The 17841-nt window shown below is 70.0% G+C and carries 16 protein-coding genes and 1 riboswitch; of the genes, 5 read left to right on the top strand and 11 right to left on the bottom strand.

Annotated elements, in window-relative coordinates:
- The first annotated feature begins 185 nt into the window (after positions 1 to 185).
- Positions 186 to 301: riboswitch (SAM riboswitch) on the top strand.
- 148 nt (positions 302 to 449) lie between these two features.
- The gene (locus ABI214_RS20855; RefSeq protein ID WP_348604365.1) at positions 450 to 1751 is read left to right on the top strand and encodes a bifunctional o-acetylhomoserine/o-acetylserine sulfhydrylase; all 1302 of its coding nucleotides are present in this window, start codon (positions 450 to 452) and stop codon (positions 1749 to 1751) included.
- Entirely contained in the window at positions 1748 to 2893 is a 1146-nt protein-coding gene (gene metX / locus ABI214_RS20850) for a homoserine O-acetyltransferase MetX (protein ID WP_348604364.1), read from the top strand. The genes ABI214_RS20855 and metX overlap by 4 nt, the downstream gene beginning before the upstream one ends.
- 27 nt (positions 2894 to 2920) lie before the next feature.
- Here metX and ABI214_RS20845 read toward each other — a convergent pair whose 3' ends face one another.
- The 3 genes from ABI214_RS20845 to ABI214_RS20835 are packed head-to-tail and all read right to left on the bottom strand — an operon-like array spanning position 2921 to position 4730.
- Positions 2921 to 3166 (bottom strand): DUF3017 domain-containing protein, encoded by a 246-nt coding sequence (locus ABI214_RS20845; RefSeq protein ID WP_348611842.1) that lies wholly within the window; start codon positions 3164 to 3166, stop codon positions 2921 to 2923.
- Between the two features lie 39 nt (positions 3167 to 3205).
- The gene (locus tag ABI214_RS20840) at positions 3206 to 4066 is read right to left on the bottom strand and encodes a bifunctional methylenetetrahydrofolate dehydrogenase/methenyltetrahydrofolate cyclohydrolase (RefSeq protein ID WP_348604363.1); all 861 of its coding nucleotides are present in this window, start codon (positions 4064 to 4066) and stop codon (positions 3206 to 3208) included.
- A 58-nt stretch (positions 4067 to 4124) separates the two neighbouring features.
- The gene (locus ABI214_RS20835; RefSeq protein WP_348604362.1) at positions 4125 to 4730 is read right to left on the bottom strand and encodes a pentapeptide repeat-containing protein; all 606 of its coding nucleotides are present in this window, start codon (positions 4728 to 4730) and stop codon (positions 4125 to 4127) included.
- Between the two features lie 89 nt (positions 4731 to 4819).
- On the opposite strand from ABI214_RS20835, the gene ABI214_RS20830 reads away from it, so the two are divergent.
- On the top strand, positions 4820 to 5284 hold the full coding sequence (locus ABI214_RS20830) for a tRNA (cytidine(34)-2'-O)-methyltransferase (RefSeq protein ID WP_348604361.1): 465 nt from the start codon (positions 4820 to 4822) through the stop codon (positions 5282 to 5284).
- Between the two features lie 107 nt (positions 5285 to 5391).
- On the opposite strand, the gene ABI214_RS20825 is transcribed toward ABI214_RS20830, so the two are convergent.
- The gene (locus ABI214_RS20825) at positions 5392 to 6000 is read right to left on the bottom strand and encodes a TetR/AcrR family transcriptional regulator (RefSeq protein WP_348604360.1); all 609 of its coding nucleotides are present in this window, start codon (positions 5998 to 6000) and stop codon (positions 5392 to 5394) included.
- 67 nt (positions 6001 to 6067) lie between these two features.
- Between ABI214_RS20825 and ABI214_RS20820 the strand changes: the two genes are divergently transcribed.
- The gene (locus ABI214_RS20820) at positions 6068 to 7228 is read left to right on the top strand and encodes an FAD-dependent monooxygenase (RefSeq protein ID WP_348604359.1); all 1161 of its coding nucleotides are present in this window, start codon (positions 6068 to 6070) and stop codon (positions 7226 to 7228) included.
- A 19-nt stretch (positions 7229 to 7247) separates the two neighbouring features.
- On the opposite strand, the gene ABI214_RS20815 is transcribed toward ABI214_RS20820, so the two are convergent.
- The gene (locus tag ABI214_RS20815; protein ID WP_348604358.1) at positions 7248 to 8141 is read right to left on the bottom strand and encodes a LysR family transcriptional regulator; all 894 of its coding nucleotides are present in this window, start codon (positions 8139 to 8141) and stop codon (positions 7248 to 7250) included.
- Between the two features lie 91 nt (positions 8142 to 8232).
- Here ABI214_RS20815 and ABI214_RS20810 point away from each other — a divergent pair, with 91 nt between their 5' ends.
- The gene (locus ABI214_RS20810; protein ID WP_348604357.1) at positions 8233 to 9297 is read left to right on the top strand and encodes a TDT family transporter; all 1065 of its coding nucleotides are present in this window, start codon (positions 8233 to 8235) and stop codon (positions 9295 to 9297) included.
- Between the two features lie 16 nt (positions 9298 to 9313).
- On the opposite strand, the gene ABI214_RS20805 is transcribed toward ABI214_RS20810, so the two are convergent.
- The 6 genes from ABI214_RS20805 to ABI214_RS20780 form a co-directional block, all read right to left on the bottom strand.
- Positions 9314 to 9700 carry a DUF302 domain-containing protein gene (locus ABI214_RS20805; protein WP_348604356.1) on the bottom strand — a complete coding sequence of 129 codons (387 nt, stop codon included), beginning with the start codon at positions 9698 to 9700 and terminating at the stop codon, positions 9314 to 9316.
- Between the two features lie 51 nt (positions 9701 to 9751).
- Positions 9752 to 10018, bottom strand: a complete 267-nt coding sequence (locus ABI214_RS20800; protein ID WP_081182665.1) for a metal-sensitive transcriptional regulator — start codon at positions 10016 to 10018, stop codon at positions 9752 to 9754.
- A gap of 92 nt (positions 10019 to 10110) precedes the next feature.
- On the bottom strand, positions 10111 to 12276 hold the full coding sequence (locus tag ABI214_RS20795) for an MMPL family transporter (RefSeq protein WP_348604355.1): 2166 nt from the start codon (positions 12274 to 12276) through the stop codon (positions 10111 to 10113).
- 100 nt (positions 12277 to 12376) lie between these two features.
- The gene (locus ABI214_RS20790; protein ID WP_348604354.1) at positions 12377 to 12685 is read right to left on the bottom strand and encodes a rhodanese-like domain-containing protein; all 309 of its coding nucleotides are present in this window, start codon (positions 12683 to 12685) and stop codon (positions 12377 to 12379) included.
- A gap of 41 nt (positions 12686 to 12726) precedes the next feature.
- Complete coding sequence (locus ABI214_RS20785; RefSeq protein WP_348611839.1) at positions 12727 to 14385, bottom strand: FAD-dependent oxidoreductase; 1659 nt, start codon at positions 14383 to 14385, stop codon at positions 12727 to 12729.
- Positions 14386 to 14449: 64 nt separating this feature from the next.
- A complete protein-coding gene (locus ABI214_RS20780) occupies positions 14450 to 17731 on the bottom strand; it encodes an error-prone DNA polymerase (protein WP_348611837.1) in 3282 nt (1093 codons plus the stop codon).
- Between the last annotated feature and the right edge of the window lie 110 nt (positions 17732 to 17841).

The following is a 17841-nucleotide window of genomic DNA, read 5'->3' as shown; positions in this document are numbered from 1 at the left end:
CTGGCGCGGCGACGGATCGAAAAACCCTGGCTTTTGTTCGAGTTTTGTGCCCCGCGTCACAACCTGCGGCACATGTCTAGTCCTGTATAGACATGTAAGTCAAGTGGGGTTCGTCACTTTCGTTTTCGACCCACTTGCCCGGCCTCCTTCCAACCGTGCGGTCGATACCGCTACTATCGGCGGCAGGTCATGAGTGCCAGCGCCAAGCCCCGGCTCGCTGGCCGGCAACCCTCCAACCGCGGTGGGGTGCCCCGGGTGATGACCAGGTTTTCCGACGCAAGTCGGCAAACAAGCGCGGGTCCGCTGGGACGGACCCACTAACCGGGCCATGCCCCACCGGAGGTTCATCATGTGTTGTTGTCACGAGTAGCCGGTCCCCAGGCGCGCAGACGTTGCTGCGCCAACCCCATCTGCAGACTTCACCTCCCGAACCTGGAGTAGAACGACTCATGACCGAAATCACGGACCCCTCGTCGACTTGGAGCTTCGAGACCAAGCAGATCCACGCTGGTCAGCTGCCCGACGGCACCACCAACGCACGTGCGCTGCCGATCTACCAGACCACGTCGTACACGTTCAACAGCACCGATCACGCGGCCGCGTTGTTCGGTCTGGCCGAGCCGGGCAACATCTACACCCGGATCATGAACCCGACGCAGGACGCCGTCGAGCAGCGGATCGCCGCGCTCGAAGGTGGCGTCGCCGCGCTGCTGCTCGCTTCCGGTCAGGCCGCCGAGACGTTCGCGATCCTCAACCTCGCCGAGGCCGGCGACCACATCGTGTCGAGCCCGCGCCTGTACGGCGGCACATACAACCTGTTCCACTACTCGCTGCGCAAGCTGGGCATCGAGGTCTCGTTCGTCGAGGATCCCGACGACATCGAGCAGTGGCGTGCCGCTGTCCGCCCGAACACCAAGGCGTTCTACGGCGAGTCGATCTCGAACCCGCGCAACGACGTGCTCGACATCCCGGGCATCTCGAAGGTCGCGCACGAGAACGGCCTCCCGCTGATCGTCGACAACACGGTCGCGACGCCGTACCTGATCCGCCCGCTCGAGCACGGCGCCGACATCGTCGTCCACTCGGCCACCAAGTACCTCGGCGGCCACGGCACCGCGGTCGCCGGCGTGATCGTCGACGGCGGCAAGTTCGACTGGACGCAGGGCCGCCACACCAACTTCACGACGGCCGATCCGAGCTACCACGGTGTCGTGTACGCCGACCTCGGCGCCCCGGCGTTCGCGCTGAAGGCCCGCGTGCAGCTGCTGCGCGATCTCGGCGCCGCAATCTCGCCGTTCAACGCGTTCCTCATCTCGCAGGGCATCGAGACGCTGAGCCTGCGCATGGAGCGCCACGTCGCGAACGCGAAGGCCGTCGCCGAGTACCTGGAGGCGCGCCCCGACGTGAAGTCCGTGTCGTACGCGGGCCTGGAGTCCTCGCCGTGGCACGAGCGCGGCAAGACGCTGGCGCCGCGCGGCACCGGCGCGATCGTCGCGTTCGAGCTGGCCGGCGGCGTCGACGCGGGCAAGAAGTTCGTCAACGCGCTCACGCTGCACAGCCACGTCGCCAACATCGGTGACGTGCGCTCGCTGGTGATCCACCCGGCCTCGACCACGCACTCGCAGCTGACCCCCGAGGAGCAGCTCGCGTCGGGTGTCACGCCCGGTCTGGTACGCCTCGCCGTCGGCATCGAGGGCATCGACGACATCATCGCCGACCTCGAAGCCGGGTTTGCGGCGGCGGCGTCTTGACCGTCAGCTCGGTTCGCAACGCCCGTCCGGCGGGATTCCCCCCGCCGGACGGGCAGTTGGGCTTTGTGCACATCGGCTCGATCGAACTCGAGACGGGTGTGGTGCTGCCCGATGTCACCCTTGCGATCCAGCGCTGGGGTGAGCTCTCCCCCAACAAGGACAACGTGGTCCTCGTCGAGCACGCCCTCACCGGCGACTCGCACGTGACCGGCCCGGCCGACGACGAGCATCCCTCCCCCGGATGGTGGGACGGCATGGTCGGCCCCGGCGCACCGATCGACACCGACGAGTGGTGCGTGCTGGCGGCGAACGTGCTCGGCGGCTGCCGCGGCACGACGGGGCCGGGCTCACTCGCGGCCGACGGCGCGCCGTGGGGATCGCGGTTCCCCGAGATCTCGATCCGCGACCAGGTGACCGCCGAGGTCGCGCTCGCGGACGTGCTGGGCATCGAACGCTTCTCGGCCGTCGTCGGAGGGTCGATGGGCGGGATGCGGACGCTCGAGTGGATCGTCGGTCATCCCGACCGGGTCGATGCTGCGCTGATCCTCGCGGTCGGTGCGCGGGCCACCGCCGACCAGATCGGCACCCAGACCACGCAGATCCAGATCGTCAAGAGCGACCCCGACTGGCTGGGTGGCGACTACCACGGCACGGGACGGGTCCCGCGGAACGGGCTGGGCCTCGCCCGTCGGATCGCGCACCTGACGTACCGCACCGAGAACGAACTGGACTCACGCTTCGCGAACGACAGTCAGTCCGGCGAGAACCCTTGGGCCGGTGGGCGTTACGCGGTCCAGAGCTACCTCGATCATCAGGCCGAGAAGCTGGTTGCCCGGTTCGACCCGAGCACCTACGTGCTCATGACCGAGGCCATGAACCGGCACGACGTTGGCCGCGGACGCGGCGGAGTCGAGGCGGCGCTGGCATCGACGAACGTGCCGGTGATCGTCGGCGGCGTCGACTCGGATCGCCTGTATCCGCTGCGGCTGCAGCAGGAACTCGCGGACGGCCTGCCCGGCTGCGACCGGTTGCGCGTACTCGAGTCGAAGGACGGCCACGACGGCTTCCTCACCGAGGCCGACGCTGTGGCCGAGATGCTGAAAGAGACGATGGAGCTGTCGCGCGCCGCGCGCCGCAACTAATTGTCCCCGTGCCGCGCGCGACGCGGCTCAGTCGGTGCCGAGCGGATCGATCGATGCCGCCAGCGCGATGATCGCGACGCCGACGACGGTCATGGCGCCGACGTCGAATCCCTTGCCGCGCACGGCGAGCAGTCCCACCCGGTCCGGTGACACAACGGCCCGCAGCACCGCCGCGAGCAGCATGGCGCCCCCGAGTACGAGGGCACCACGCCGCCAGCGGTCGGCCAGCACCAGCACGAATGCGGCCGCCACCACGAGGAGGACGGCCAGCATCGGCAGGTTTCGGCGTACGAACTGCGTCACGGGCGCAGTCTAGCCACGCAGACCGGCGAGCTGCTCGGCCCGCTCGACCACGTTGGTGAGCAGGAAGGCACGGGTGAGCGGTCCGACGCCACCCGGGTTCGGCGAGATGAATCCGGCGACCTCGCGGACGTCGTCGGCGACGTCGCCCTTGAGCCCGTCCTCGGTGCGGCTGACACCCACGTCGAGCACGGCGGCGCCCGGCTTGACCATGTCGGCGGTGATCAGTCCCGGCACGCCGGCGGCCGCGATCACGATGTCGGCCTGGCGCACCTGCGCGGCGAGGTCGCGTGTTCCGGTGTGGCACAGCGTGACCGTCGCGTTCTCGGTGCGGCGGGTGAGCAGCAGGCCGATCGGGCGGCCGACGGTGACACCGCGTCCGACGACGGCGACGTGCGCGCCCGCGATCGGAACCTCGTAGCGGCGCAGCAGGTGGACGATGCCGCGCGGGGTGCACGGCAGCGGGGCCTCCTTGCCGAGCACGAGGCGGCCCAGGTTCACCGGGTGCAGGCCGTCGGCGTCCTTGTCGGGGTCGATGCGCTCGAGCGCGGCGTTCTCGTCGAGATGCTTGGGCAGCGGGAGCTGCACGATGTAACCGGTGCACTCGGGGTTGGCGTTGAGCTCGTCGATCGTGGCCTCGAGCTCGGCCTGCGTGATGTCGGCGGGCAGGTCCCGGCGGATCGACGTGATCCCGACCCTGGCGCAGTCGTTGTGCTTGCCGCGCACGTACGCCGCCGAACCGGGGTCGTCGCCGACGAGGATCGTGCCCAGACCGGGCGTGATGCCCTTCTCCTTCAGGGCTGCCACCCTGGCCTCGAGGTCAGTGAAAATCTCGTCGCGGGTTGCTTTGCCATCCAGGATCGTTGCAGTCACGGCGACCATTGTTCCAGGCTGGGGTCGCTGCGTGACACCGGCTCCGGATCTTGGTGGGTCACCACGGTTCGACGACGAGCCCCATCGCGGTCGCGTACGCCACCGCCTGGGTGAGTTCCACCTGGGTGCCACCGAGTTTTGCGGCGGTCCACAGGCCGGGATCGAGGTGGGCTCCGCGCAGGTCGGCCCCCTCCAGCCGGAGCCCCTCCACCCGGGCGCCGAGCAGGTCGACCGATCGCAGGATCGCGCCGCGCATGTCGGCCTGCACGAGGTTGGCCTCCCGGAACCCGGAGTCGGTGAAGTCGATGCCGCGCAGGTCGGCGCCGCCCATGGACACCAAGGTGAAGTCCACCTCGTCGATCAGCAGCGGCCGCAGCTGACAGTCCACGAACACCGACCCGAGCAGGCTCGACCCCCGGAAACTGCTGTGCCACAGGGTGGTCCGCGTGAACGTGCAGGACCGGAACGCACTCGCGAAGTGGTGCGAGTCGGTGAGATCGGCGCCCGTGAAATCGCAGTCGGTGAACACGGAGAACTCGGTGCGGAGCTCGCTCAGATCGGCATCCCGGAACGAGCACCGCGTGTAGCGCTGCCGGCTCCAGGTCTGCTGCGGCAGTCGCGCGTCGGAGAAGTCCTCCCCGACGATCTCCACGAGTTCGGCCATGTGACCCATGCTGCCCCCGAACACCGACAATTACGACCGCCCGCGATCCGCGCGGCGTGGTCCCACCGGCGCCTGGCAAGCTGAACGCCGTGTTCCGAGTGATGTTCCACGAGCCCCGCATCCCACCCAACACCGGCAACGCGATCCGCATGGTCGCCGGCACCGGGTGTGAGCTGCACCTCGTCGGACCGCTCGGATTCGACCTGTCCGAACCCAAGCTCCGCCGGGCGGGACTCGACTACCACGACCTGGCGTCGGTGACGGTGCACGAAAACCTCGACGCGGCCTGGGCCGCGCTGCAGCCGGACCGGGTGTTCGCGTTCACGGCGCACGCGTCCACGTCGTACGCGGACATCGCTTACCAACCCGGCGACGTCCTGCTGTTCGGGCCCGAACCGACGGGGCTGTCGCAGGAGGTGCTCGAGGATCCGCACGTGACCGCGCAGGTGCGGATCCCGATGATCCCGGGCCGGCGGTCGCTGAATTTGTCGAACGCCGCGGCCGTCGTCACGTACGAGGCGTGGCGCCAGCACGGCTTCGCCGGAGGCGAATAGACAACTCCAGCGCCGGAGGCGAATAGACAACGCCAGCGCCGGAGGCCAATAGACAACGCCAGCGCCGGAGGCGAATAGGCGAGTCCAGATGCAGTCCCGGCGGCAGGTCAGTTGGCGATGCCGCGCAGGTACGCGGCCATGATCTCGCTGGTGTCGGCCGCTGTCTCCGCGTCGCCGGATGCGATGCGGGCGAAGGTCAGGCTGTCCGCGAGTTGGATGACCTGGCGGGCGCGGGTGCGCGCGTGGTCGATGCCGAACTTCTCGAGTAGGCGTTCGGTGGCGTCGAGCGATTCGGACTGCACGCTTGAGTCCGTGGAGAGCGCGCCGCGGAGGGAATCCCCGCTGTTCAGGTCGACCAGGAGGGCATAGCGAGCGCGCATGTCGTCGGCTCGCGCGGCCAGCGTGTCGATCAGCGCCGTGACGACGGCGGCGAGTTGTTCGGCGCGCTCGGACGACGAGGACCTCGGTGTGATCGCTTCGAGCCGCGCGATGGCGTGGCGGGTGTCGGAGGCGGTGCGTTCGGCGAGCCGTCGGACGGCGAGTTCGAGCAGTGCCTGCCGCGTGGGGGCGTAGTACGACGTCGAACCCTCGGGGATGCCCGCTGCGCGGTCGACCGCCCGATGCGTCAGAGCCCGCAGCCCCTGCTGGGCGATGAGGGTGATTGCCGCATCCGCGATGAGCGTGGTCCGCGGCGGCCTGGTGTCGGGTTCCGTCACTCGCCCGACTCTACAGGTGTAGCGTTGGCACCCGAGAAAACCTCTACAGGTGTAATGGGAGGCAAGCATGCGGGTGGGAATCGTCGGCGCGGGAATCGGCGGGCTGTGCACCGCAATCGGGCTCCAGCGCGCCGGCGCCAGTGTGACGGTGTTCGAGCGGGCGGACGAACTGCGGCCGGGCGGATCGGGACTGTCGGTGTTCACGAATGGAGTGCGCGCGCTCGACGCACTCGGAATCGGTGACGCGTTCCGGTCGATGACGTCGGCCGAGACTCGGGAGCTGCGGGGCGGGCAACGTCGACCCGACGGCACGTGGCTCGCGACGATCCCGTCCGACGCGGTGACGGAACTGCGCGTCGCCGATCGCGCCGATCTCCATCGGCTGTTGTCGTCGGCACTCGAACCCGGCACCGTGCATCTCGCCGCACAGGTCACCGCCGCGACACCGGACGGAGGCCTCCATATCAGGGAGGCAGGCGGGCGAAACCGTATCGAACACTTCGACCTCGTCGTGGCCGCCGACGGTTTGCGCAGTGCGATTCGCGCCGGTTGGCGCAGCGACCCCGGGGTCCGCTACGCCAGGTACTCGGCCTGGCGGGCGATCACCAGCACCCCCACCGACCTCGGCGGAGAAGCCGGCGAGACCTGGGGGACGGGTCTCCGGTTCGGCATCGCACCCCTGGCCGACGGGCGGGTCTACTGGTTCGCTGTTGCGACCATGCCCGAGCACGAGCAGGTCGAAGACGAGTTCGCCAGGGTCGAGCAGCTTTTCGGCGACTGGCACGCGCCGATCCCCCAGCTGCTCGACGCCACAGCGCCGGACGCGGTTCACCGGCTCCCGATCAACGAACTCGCCGGACGCCTCCCCTCCTTCCGGCAGGGCCGCGTCGTGTTGCTGGGCGACGCCGCTCACGCCATGACCCCGAACCTCGGCCAGGGCGGCGGACAGGCGATGGAGGATGCCGCGACCCTGGCCGCACTACTCCGCACCCTGGCGCCGCAGCCCACCCCGGACCCGGCCGAGCTGGAGACGGCCCTGGCCCGCTACGACGGGCTTCGCCGACCTCGCACCCAGAAGATCGCGCAGCGCTCCCGCGCGATCGGCACACTGACCCACCGCTACGGCCCCGGCGTGACGGCGGTCCGCGACCTTGTCGTCCGCCTGACCCCCGGCGCCGCGCTCGGGAGGCAACTGCAGAGAATTCAGAACTGGAACCCGCCATCATGACGGGGACACGTCACCGGCCCTAGGTTCCGGCGCGGGCGATTTCCAGGAAGTCGCGGGCGGCGCCGCGCAGGCCGCGCGTCTCGTCCCACACCGCCAGCAGCCGGCGCGGCATACGCAGCCCCTCGACCTCGACGGCCGCGAGCCGGCCGTCGTTCAGGTCGGCCTCGACCGCGAGCGACGACACCACCGCGGGCGCGTTGCCGGCGACGACGGCCGCCTTCACCGCGGTGCACGACGTCAGTTCGAGGAGCGGTTCGACGCATCCGGGCACCGCGTGCTCGAGCGTCGTGCGGGTGCCGGACCCGGATTCGCGTTGGATGAGAGGCGTCGACGCGAGCTCGTTCGTGGCGATCGGTGCCCGCCGGATCCATTTGTGTCCGGGCGGGACGATGACGACGAGTTCGTCCCGGGCGACCTCGACCGAGCGCAGCCCGTCCGGGGCGACGGGTCCCTCGACGAATCCGAGGTCGGCCTCCCCCGCCCGCACCTGGGCGGCGACCTCGGTGGAGTTCAGCAGCCGCACCGACGTCACGACGTTCGGGTACTTGCGGCGCATCGCCACGGTCCATCCGGGGACGAGGTATTCGGCGATGGTCATGCTCGCGGCGACGGTCAGGTTGGCGTCCCGCACGCCGCGCAGGGCCGCGACGCCGGACGCCAGTTCCTCGGCGGAGTCGAGGATCGCGGACGCCCATTCGAGGACGAGCGCACCCTCGGCGGTGGGCTGGACGCCGCCCGCTCCGCGATCGAACACCCGCAGCCCCAGCTGACGCTCCGCCGAGCGCACGCGCGCGCTCACGGCCTGCTGGCTGAGGCCGTGCTCGCGTCCGGCAGCGCCCATGCTCCCGAGCCGACCCACTGCGACCAGCACGTCCAGTGCGGCGAGTTCGGGAACACGGTTCGAAAGCGGCATACCTCCAAGGCTAGACCCACAAACGAGGTTTGTACCCCGTCCACCCCGAGGCTTCTACCGGGAACAACACCGAAACGCCACAGTTGGTTTCATGCTTACTGCTCCGCGTCTGGCACACCTGACCCCCAATTGGTTCGCCATGGTGATGGGCACGGGAATCATCGCCGTCGCCACGTCGTCCCTTCCGGTGAACCTCCCCGGACGACGCGGCATCGCGCTCACGTTCTGGCTGCTGGCGACGGTCCTGCTGGCGGTGCTGGTGACAGCGTTCGTCCTCCACTGGGTCCGGCACACCGAGCACGCCCGCGGTTACGCCCGCAGCGCCACGATGTTCCCGTTCTACGGCGCCCTACCGATGGCCGTGCTCACCGTCGGCGCCGGCACCGCGGCGGTCGGATCGACGGTGCTCCCGGCCGGTCTCGCGTTCGCCATCGCGGGCACGTTGTGGGCGATCGGCACGATCGGCGGACTCGCGACGAGCGCGGTGATGGCGATGCGGCTGCGGGCGGTCGCCGATCGCGGCACCCCGGTCCCGGCCTGGCTGATGCCCGTGGTCCCGCCGATGGTGTCTGCGGCGACGGGTGCGGCGCTGGTGAATCACCTGCCCGAGGGCCGGCCCCGGGGCGCGATGTTGGTGGGCTGCTACGCGCTGTTCACGCTGGCCCTGATCTTCGCCCTGTTCATCGTCACGATGATCGGGCGCGAGCTCCGCGAGGGTGGGCTGCCGCCGCTGCAGGCGCTGCCGACCATGTGGATTCCGCTCGGCATCGTCGGACAGTCGATCGCGGCCGCCAACAATCTGGGCACCGCGGCCGAGCACGCCGTGGGTCCCGACGCCGCGAACGCACTGCACCTGTTCGGGCTGGGCTACGGGCTGTTCATGGGGACGGTCATGATCGTCGCCATCGCCGCGGTCGGCGTCGTGACGGTGCGCGCCTTCCGCCAGGGCCTAACGTTCACCATGAGCTGGTGGAGCTTCATCTTCCCAGTCGGCGCGTGCGCCGTCGGAATGGGGGCGTTCGGTGTCGCGGGCGACTTCGACATTCCGCGACTGCTGTCGGTGGTGCTGCTGGGCGCCCTGGTCGTCGCCTGGTGTGTGGTGGCAGTGCACACCGCACACCGGGTTCGGACCAGGGCGCTGCCGGCGCCGGCCTGAGCCGGACCGCCAGGGGTCAGACCAGGGCGTCGATCGCGGCCTGCAGCCGGGTCGTCGCCTCGGCGGCCACGGATTCGAGCTCGGGCTCCCCGGTCACCTCGACCATGAGCGCCGGGTTCATGGCCTCGACGATCACGTCCTCACCGTCGGCGCGGACGACGACGTTGCACGGCAGCAGCAAGCCGATCTGACGGTCGACGCCGACCGCGCGGTGCGCGAGCTGCGGGTTGCAGGCGCCGAGAATGACGTAGCGCTCCATCTCGACGCCGATCTTCGCCTTCAGCGTCGCCTGCATGTCGATCTCGGTGAGGACACCGAAACCCTGTTCCTGCAACGCCGCCCGCGTCTTGGCGATCGCGTCGTCGAACTCGGTGTTCAAGCGGGTCGAGATTCCCAGATCCATCACTGACTCCTCACGGTTGTCGGTTTCGGTTCCCCGGTGGTCGGGCCGGGATCACGCCAGTGCCAGGAACAGCTTCTCGAGCTCGGCCTCGGTGAGCGGCTCGGACGCCTTGCCGTCGCCGGCCAGGCATTCGCGCAGCCCCGTCGCGACGATCTTGAATCCGGCCCTGTCAAGCGCGCGCGACACCGCCGCCAACTGCGTGACGACGTCCTTGCACTCGCGGCCGTTCTCGATCATCGAAATGACTCCGGCCAGCTGTCCCTGCGCGCGGCGCAGGCGGTTGAGCACCTGGGCGATGCTCTCTTCGTCTCCGGTCATGAGACCTCCTCGTTTCCCTTCCAGATTACCCACAGGGGTATCCATCCCCGGTGGGCTGTGACCGAGGTCTATCGGTCACAGCCCACTCGAGGTCAGCTGTGCGAGAACTTGATGTTCGGCAAGGCCTTGCGCAGCCAGTTCGGCGACCACCAGGCCGCGTTACCGGTCAGCCGCAGCAGCACCGGCAGCAGCACCAGGCGGATCAGGACGGCGTCGAGCAGGACCGCGATGCCGAGCAGGATGCCCATCTCCTTCGGCGGCAGCGGTTCGGCCAGCGCGAAGCTGAAGAACACGCCCACCATGACGGCCGCGGCCGCGAAGATGACCCGTCCCGAGTGCGCCATGCCGGAGATCTGGGCACCGCGCGCGTCGCCGGTCGTCTCGTACTGCTCCTTGACGGTCGACAGCAGGAACACCGTGTAGTCCATCGCGATCGCGAAGATCATCGCGAAGAAGAACACCGGACCCCAGCCGTCGAGGAAGCCCTGCGGGGTGAAGCCGAGCAGGTCGGACAGGTGCCCGTCCTGGAAGATCAGCTTCGACGCACCGAACGCCGCACCGGTCGAGAGCAGGCTCACCACGGTGCCGATCAGCGAGACCAGCGGGGCCTGCAGCGCCACGAGCAGCAGCAGGAAGCCCAGCACCAGGATCACGCCGATCACGATCGGCAGGTAGTCGTTCAGCGCCTGCTGCAGGTCCAGGTTCTCCGCCGGCGCACCGCCGACGAGGGCACTGTCGGGCAACTCCGCGCGCAGCGTGTCGAGCGTGCCGCCGAGCGCCGGGTCCGACGGATCGACGGTCGGCAGGGCCTGCATCATCACCAGGTCCGAGCCGTCCATCGCCGGCATCGCGGGCGTCACCGCGGCCACGCCGTCGACGGACGACGCGGTCTCGGCGGCGGCCTGCGCATCGGACGCGGGCACCACGATCTGCAGCGCACCCGGCGCGCCGACACCCATCTGCTCCTGGACCAGTTCGTAGCCCTGACGCACGGCCGCGTCCTCGGGGACGACCTGGATCGACGGCATCGCAACCTTGAGGCCGCCAATCGGGATGGCGATACCGATCAGGATGGCGACCGCCGCGACCGCGAACGGCCACGGGTGCTGGTCGAGCAGCTGACCCCACTTGCGGAACAGCGGCGAGCCGTCGGTCTCGTTCTGCTGCTTCTTGGCGTAGGGCAGCGAACCGGCGTTGACCTTGCGGCCGAGCTTGCCCAGGACCGCGGGCAGCAGCGTCAGGGTCGCGGCCAGCACGAACACGACCGCGAGCATGATGCCGACGGCCATGGTGCGCACGGCGGGGGCGGGCACCAGCAGCACCGCCGACAGGCTCACGAGCACCGTCAGGCCGGACAGCAGCACGGCCTTGCCGGCGGTGTCCATCGTCTCGGCGACCGCCAGCCGCGAGTTGGCGTTCTTGCGCAGCGCGTCACGGAAGCGCACCACGAGGAACAGCGCGTAGTCGATGCCCAGAGCCAGGGCGAACATCATCGCGAAGTTCATCGCCCACACCGAGATCGGGGTGATCTCGTTGAGCAGCACCAGCGCACCCGCGGACGCGACCAGACCGGCCATCGTCAGCAGCAGCGGCAGGCCGGCGGCAACGAGCGAGCCGAACGCGAGCACCATGATCGCGAGGGTGACCGGCCACGAGAACATCTCGGCCTTGATCATGGCGTCGTGGTTGGCCTTGTTGAAGTCGCTCCACAGCGCCGACGCACCGGTCGGGTAGACGTCGATGCCGTCGCCGGAGAGCGCCTTCAGGTCACCACCGAGGTCGTCGACCGCGCGCACCATGTCATCGGTGTTCGCGTTCGCGCCGGCAACCAGGATGCCGGTGTGTCCGTCCGGGCTGATGGTCATGCCTGGCTGGGGCGGGATCACCTCGCCGATGCGGGCGTCGGCCTTCAGCACCGACGCCGCCTCGCCGAGCACCTGCTGGACGGCCGGGTCGTCGAGCGGCTTGTCGTCGGAGTGGACGACGACCTGGATCGCCGACGACGCGTTGCCGCCGAAGTGCTCCTGCGCGAGCTCGCGCACCTGCACCGACTCGGAGCCGTTGGCCTGCCAGCCGGCGCCGGCCAGCGAGCTGAACACCGACGGCGCCGCGGCACCGAGGGCGACGACCAGCACGAGCCACGCGGTGATCACCCATGTGAAGTTGTCGGCCATCGCGGCACCGAGCCGGGCGAGCGGTCCGCCGACGGATTCGGTGGATGGCGGCGGGATGTCCCGCCGCTGTCCGGTGGTGGTCATGGGGATGCCTTTCGGTGTGGTCAAAATACGGGTGGGGGTATATGAGTGGCCCGAAGAAACCCGGTCGAGTACACGAGACCTCGACCGGGTTCGGGTGAGATTAGTTGCCGGACTCGACGGCGCGGCCGGACTGCATCCAGCCCATGGTGCCGCCGGCGACGTTCACGGCATCGACGCCGCGGGCCGCGAGGTACTCGGCGGCCTGGCCGCTGCGTCCGCCGACCGCGCAGATCATGTAGACCGTGACATCGGTGGGAACCTCGTCGACGCGCGCGACGAACTCGCTGAGCGGAATCGAGACGGCACCGGGGACCCGCGCCTCGGCGAACTCTTCCGGCTCCCGGACGTCGATGAGGGGGGCGCCGGTCGCCAACACCGATTCGAGTTCGGTCACGTCAATTTCGCGCATGGGGTTCCTTCCGGATGTGTTCGATGATTCAGGCGACTGTGTCATGCCACGCCGGCCGGCACGTTCGCGTGCCGCCCCGCGTCCCACGTCTTGTATCCGCCGTCGAGGTTGACCGCGGGCCGACCCAGCTGCGCGAGCAGGCGCACCGCGGTGTGGCCGCGCTGACCCACCTGGCAGTGCACGATCAGGTCCCCGGCCGGCAGTTCGCCGACCCGGTCCCTGAGCTCGTCGAGCGGGACGTTGACGGCGCCGGGGATGGCGCCGGCCGCGAACTCGTCGGCGGTGCGGACGTCGACGAGGGACGCGCCGCCCGCGATCAGGGTATCGAGTTCGTGCCACTGGACGGTGCGGGTGGCGCCGGTGCGCAGGTTGTCGGCGATGTAGCCGAGCATGTTCACCGGATCCTTGGCCGAGCCGAACTGCGGCGCGTACGCCAGCTCGAGATCCGCCAGGTCCGACGCGGTCAGCCCCCCGGCCATCGCGGTCGCGATGATGTCGATGCGCTTGTCCACGCCCTCGCCGCCCACGGCCTGGGCGCCCAGGATCGCGTCGGTCTCGGGGTCGACGAGCAGCTTGATCGCCATCTGCTGCGCACCCGGGTAGTACCCGGCGTGCGACTGCGGATGCGTGTGAATGGCCTGGTACCGACGGCCCGTGGCGCGCAGTCGCTTCTCGTTCCAGCCGGTGGCGGTGACGATCAGACCGAAGACCCCGACCACCGCTGTGCCCGACGACGCCTTCGCCCGCACCGGACGGCCCGCGATGACGTCGGCCACCAGGCGGCCCTGCCGGTTCGCCGGGTTGGCGAGCGGGATCATCGCGACGCCACCGCCGACGGCGTCACGCTTCTCGACGGCGTCGCCGACCGCGAAGATGTGCGGAACGGAGGTGCGCATCTGGTCGTCGACCACGACGCCGCCCCGCTCGCCCAGGTCGGCACCGACCATCTTCGCGAGCGCAGTCTCGGGCCGGACGCCGATCGCCATGACGACGACGTCGGCCGGGACGGTGCGCCCGTCGGCGAGTTCGGCGGTGTCCGCACCGATGGAGGTCAGCTGGGTGCCGAGTTCGAGGCGCACGCCGTTCTCGCGCATCCGGTCGGCGACGGGGGCCGCCATCTCGGGGTCGAGCGGGGCGAGCAACTGGTCGGCGAGCTCGACGACGGTGACGTCGAGGCCCCGGTGGCGCAGGTTCTCGGCCAACTCGACGCCGATGAAGCCGGCGCCGACAATGACGGCGCCGGCAGTCGAGGACATCTGCGCCGACTCGATCTGCCCGACCAGCCGGTCGACGTCCTCGACATCGCGCAGGATCAGGGCGCGCTCGACGCCGGGCAGCGGCGGCACGATGGGGCTCGCGCCGGTGCTCAGCACCAGCTCGTCGTAGCTCTCGACGTAGGCGTCGCCCGACGCGAGGTCGTGGACGGTGACGGTGCGGGCGTCGGGGTCGATCGCGGCGACCTCGCTGCGGACGCGGACGTCGAGCCGGAAGCGGGCGCCGAGGCTCTCCGGGGTCTGCAGGAGCAGCTCGTCGCGGTCCTCGATGACGCCGCCGGCGTAGTACGGCAGACCGCAGTTCGCGAACGACACGTGCGCGCCGCGCTCGAACACGACGATCTCCGCCGACTCGTCCAGACGACGCATGCGGGTGGCGGCGGACATCCCGCCGGCGACACCTCCGACGATGACAACCTTCACGATCTACCTCCTCGATGTTGCCGACGACTATACCCCAGGGGGTATCCGTCGGGCTGTGAAGCCGGTCTCAGCGGAAGTCCCGCGACCTGGTCGACATCCGCAGGTCCATGAGTTGGAGGCGGTCCGCGACGACGGTCACCGCACCTTCCGCGTTCTGCACCCGCCCGCGCACCAGGAGCGCCGGGGCGCTGGTGGCGAGCTTGCGGTACTTCGCCCACAGGCCAACCGAGCACACGACGTTGACCATTCCGGTCTCGTCCTCGAGGTTGAGGAAGGTCACACCGGCGGCAGTCGCGGGCCGCTGCCGGTGCGTCACCGCTCCCCCGACCAGCACCCGGTCCCCGTCCGGCACGTCCAGCAGCCGCGACGCCGGGAGCACCCCCAGCGCCTCGAGCTGCGGACGGAGGAACTCCGTCGGGTAGCTGTCCGGCGAGACACCGGTGGCCCACACGTCGGCCGCGGCGAGTTCGACGTCGCTCATGCCGGGCAGGGTGGGTGCGCGGGTGGACGCGCCCGTGCCCGGGAGCCGGTCCGGGCGCTCCCCCGCGGCCGCGCCGGCCGCCCACAGCGCCTCGCGCCGGGAGAGCCCGAAGCAGCCCAACGCACCGGACGTCGCCAGGGACTCGACCTGCGCGGTGGTCAGTTCGATCCGACCGGTCAGGTCCAGGATCGACCTGTACGGGCCGTCCTCTGCGCGCGCGACGACGATGCGCTCGGCCAGCGCGGTGCCGATGCCCCGCACGTCCCCCAGCCCCAGCCGCACCTCGGTGCCGTGGGCCTCGAGCGTGGCGTGCGCGAGGCTCGCGTTGACGTCCGCCCCGTGCACCCGCACCCCGTGCCGACGAGCGTCGGCGACGAGGGACTGCGGCGAGTAGAAGCCCATCGGCTGGGCCCGCAGCAGTCCGGCGCAGAAGGCCGCCGGATGGTGCAGCTTGAACCACGACGAGTAGAAGACGAGCGACGCGAAGGACTGCGAATGGCTTTCGGGGAAACCGAAATTGGCGAACGCGTACAGCTTCTCGTAGATCCTGTCCGCCACGTCGCCGGTGATGCCGTGCAACTCCCTCATGCCGTCGTAGAGCCGTCCACGAAGTCGCTCCATCTTCTCGGGCGAACGCTTGGAGCCCATCGCCCGCCGCAACTGGTCGGCTTCGGCGGCGGTGAATCCCGCTGCGTCGACGGCCATCTGCATGAGCTGTTCCTGGAACAGCGGCACCCCCAGCGTGCGTTTCAACGCCTTCTCGAGGCAGGGGTGGTCGTAGGTGACGGGTTCGCGGCCGTTGCGGCGGCGGATGTAGGGATGCACCGAGCCGCCCTGGATCGGGCCGGGACGGATGAGCGCCACCTCGACGACGAGGTCGTAGAAGTTGCGGGGCTTCAGGCGCGGCAGCGTCGCCATCTGGGCCCGCGACTCCACCTGGAACACGCCCACCGAGTCGGCCCGCTGCAGCATCTCGTAGACCGCCCGCTCGGACAGGTCGAGCCGCGCCAGGTCCACCTCGATGCCCTTGTGCTCGGCGACCAGGTCGATCATGTAGTGCAGGGCCGAGAGCATGCCGAGGCCCAGCAGGTCGAACTTCACCAATCCCACTGCGGCACAGTCGTCCTTGTCCCACTGCAGGACGCTGCGGTTCTCCATGCGCGCCCACTCGACGGGGCACACGTCGGCGATGGGGCGGTCGCAGATCACCATGCCGCCGGAGTGGATGCCGAGGTGCCGGGGAAAGCCCTCGATCTGCGCGGCCAACTCGAGCACCGCCGGGGGGATATCGGTGCCGGTCTCCCCGCCGACGCCGGTCCAGCGGCTGACCTGCTTGCTCCACGCGTCCTGCTGCCCCTGCGAGAAGCCGAGCGCCCTGGCCATGTCCCGCACCGACGACTTGCCGCGGTAGGTGATGACGTTGGCGACCTGCGCGGCGTACTCGCGGCCGTACTTGGCGTAGACGTGCTGGATGGCCTCCTCACGGCGGTCGGATTCGATGTCGACGTCGATGTCGGGCGGGCCGTCGCGCTCAGGCGAGAGGAACCGCTCGAACAGCAACTCGTTGCGCACCGGGTCGACATTGGTGATGCCGATCGCGTAGCAGACCGCTGAGTTGGCGGCCGATCCCCTTCCCTGACAGAGGATGTCGTTGTCCTTGCAGAACGAGACGATGTCGTGCACCACGAGGAAGTAGCCGGGGAAGGTCAGGCGTTCGATGATCCCGAGTTCGTGTTCGATCTGGTCGTACGCGGCCGGGTTCTCGGTCGGCGGCCCGTACCGTCGGCGCGCGCCCTGCATGGTCAGCTCGCGCAGCCAGCTCGCCTCGGTGTGCCCGTCCGGGACGTCGAACGGCGGCAGCTTCGGCGCGATGAGCCGCAGGTCGAACGCACACTCGAGCCCCAGCTCCGCGGCCCCCGCGACGGCCTGCGGATAGTGCGCGAACAGCCGCGCCATCTCGGCGCCGGACCGCAGGTGCGCACCTCCGGTGGGCGCGAGCCAACCCGCGGCCTCGTCGAGGCTCTGCCGGGCCCGCACCGCCGCCATCGCCATCGCGAGCCGCCGCCGGGACGGGCCGGCGAAATGCGCCGCGGTGGACGCGATGACGGGAAGCCCCTGCCGCGCCGCGAGTTCCGCGAGCAGCGCGTTGGCCTCGTCGTCCTCGGGCAGCCCCCGGTGGGTGAGTTCGACGGTCAACCGGTCGGCCCCGAACCGGTCGACGAGGTCATGCAGCGCCGCCTCGGCTGCGTCGGGTCCACCCGCGGTGAGCGCGCTGCGCACGTGTCCCTTGCGGCACCCGGTGAGGATCTGCCAGTGCCCGCCGGCCGCCTCGGTGAGCGCGTCGTAGTCGTAGCGGGGCTTGCCCTTCTCCCCGCCGGCAAGGTGCGCGGCCGCGACCTGCCGGGACAGCCGCCGGTAGCCCTCCTGCCCGCGGGCCAGCACCAGCAGGTGCGTGCCGTCGGGGTCCGGGGTGCCGGTGCGCGAGGTGGCGCCCAGGGACAGCTCGGCTCCGAACACCGTCCGCATGTTCAGTTCCTTCGCGGCCTCGGCGAACCGAACCACGCCGTACATTCCGTCGTGGTCGGTGAGCGCGATGGCGTCCAGGCCGAGTCGCACCGCTTCCTCGACGAGCTCCTCGGGCGGGCTGGCGCCGTCGAGGAAACTGAAGGCCGAGTGGGTGTGCAGTTCCGCGTACGGCACGGTGGCGCCGACCGGACGCGAGGCCCCGTCCGTCAGGTAGGCGCCGCGCTTGCGGGACCAGGCCGGGCTGTCACTGCCGTCGCCGGGGAACTGCCCCTCGTGCCGCGGGCGCCCCGACAGCACCCGTTCCATCTCCGCCCACGTCGGCGGACCGTTGCCCCAGCCCATCCAGCTGCCACCTTCCCGCAGGACAGAGGCCTGCGTGCACGGGAAGACGCGGAGGGGAAGACGCATCTTTCGAACTCATGTTCGAGTTTGCCATGCGTGCCCGGCAGGGT

This window comes from Prescottella soli, assembly GCF_040024445.1.
GTDB classification, from domain to species: domain Bacteria; phylum Actinomycetota; class Actinomycetes; order Mycobacteriales; family Mycobacteriaceae; genus Prescottella; species Prescottella soli.
This window is presented reverse-complemented; position numbering and strand designations above follow the sequence as displayed.

Excerpts from the sequence above, each read along its gene's own strand:
- ABI214_RS20855 (WP_348604365.1), top strand. The coding sequence starts at position 450 with ATGACCGAAATCACGGACCCCTCGTCGACTTGGAGCTTCGAGACCAAG.
- ABI214_RS20845 (WP_348611842.1), bottom strand. The coding sequence starts at position 3,166 with ATGCTGGCCGTCCTCCTCGTGGTGGCGGCCGCATTCGTGCTGGTGCTG.
- ABI214_RS20835 (WP_348604362.1), bottom strand. The coding sequence starts at position 4,730 with ATGGCCGAACTCGTGGAGATCGTCGGGGAGGACTTCTCCGACGCGCGA.
- ABI214_RS20820 (WP_348604359.1), top strand. The coding sequence starts at position 6,068 with ATGCGGGTGGGAATCGTCGGCGCGGGAATCGGCGGGCTGTGCACCGCA.
- ABI214_RS20815 (WP_348604358.1), bottom strand. The coding sequence starts at position 8,141 with ATGCCGCTTTCGAACCGTGTTCCCGAACTCGCCGCACTGGACGTGCTG.
- ABI214_RS20810 (WP_348604357.1), top strand. The coding sequence starts at position 8,233 with ATGCTTACTGCTCCGCGTCTGGCACACCTGACCCCCAATTGGTTCGCC.
- ABI214_RS20805 (WP_348604356.1), bottom strand. The coding sequence starts at position 9,700 with ATGGATCTGGGAATCTCGACCCGCTTGAACACCGAGTTCGACGACGCG.
- ABI214_RS20800 (WP_081182665.1), bottom strand. The coding sequence starts at position 10,018 with ATGACCGGAGACGAAGAGAGCATCGCCCAGGTGCTCAACCGCCTGCGC.
- ABI214_RS20795 (WP_348604355.1), bottom strand. The coding sequence starts at position 12,276 with ATGACCACCACCGGACAGCGGCGGGACATCCCGCCGCCATCCACCGAA.
- ABI214_RS20790 (WP_348604354.1), bottom strand. The coding sequence starts at position 12,685 with ATGCGCGAAATTGACGTGACCGAACTCGAATCGGTGTTGGCGACCGGC.
- ABI214_RS20780 (WP_348611837.1), bottom strand. The coding sequence starts at position 17,731 with ATGGGCTGGGGCAACGGTCCGCCGACGTGGGCGGAGATGGAACGGGTG.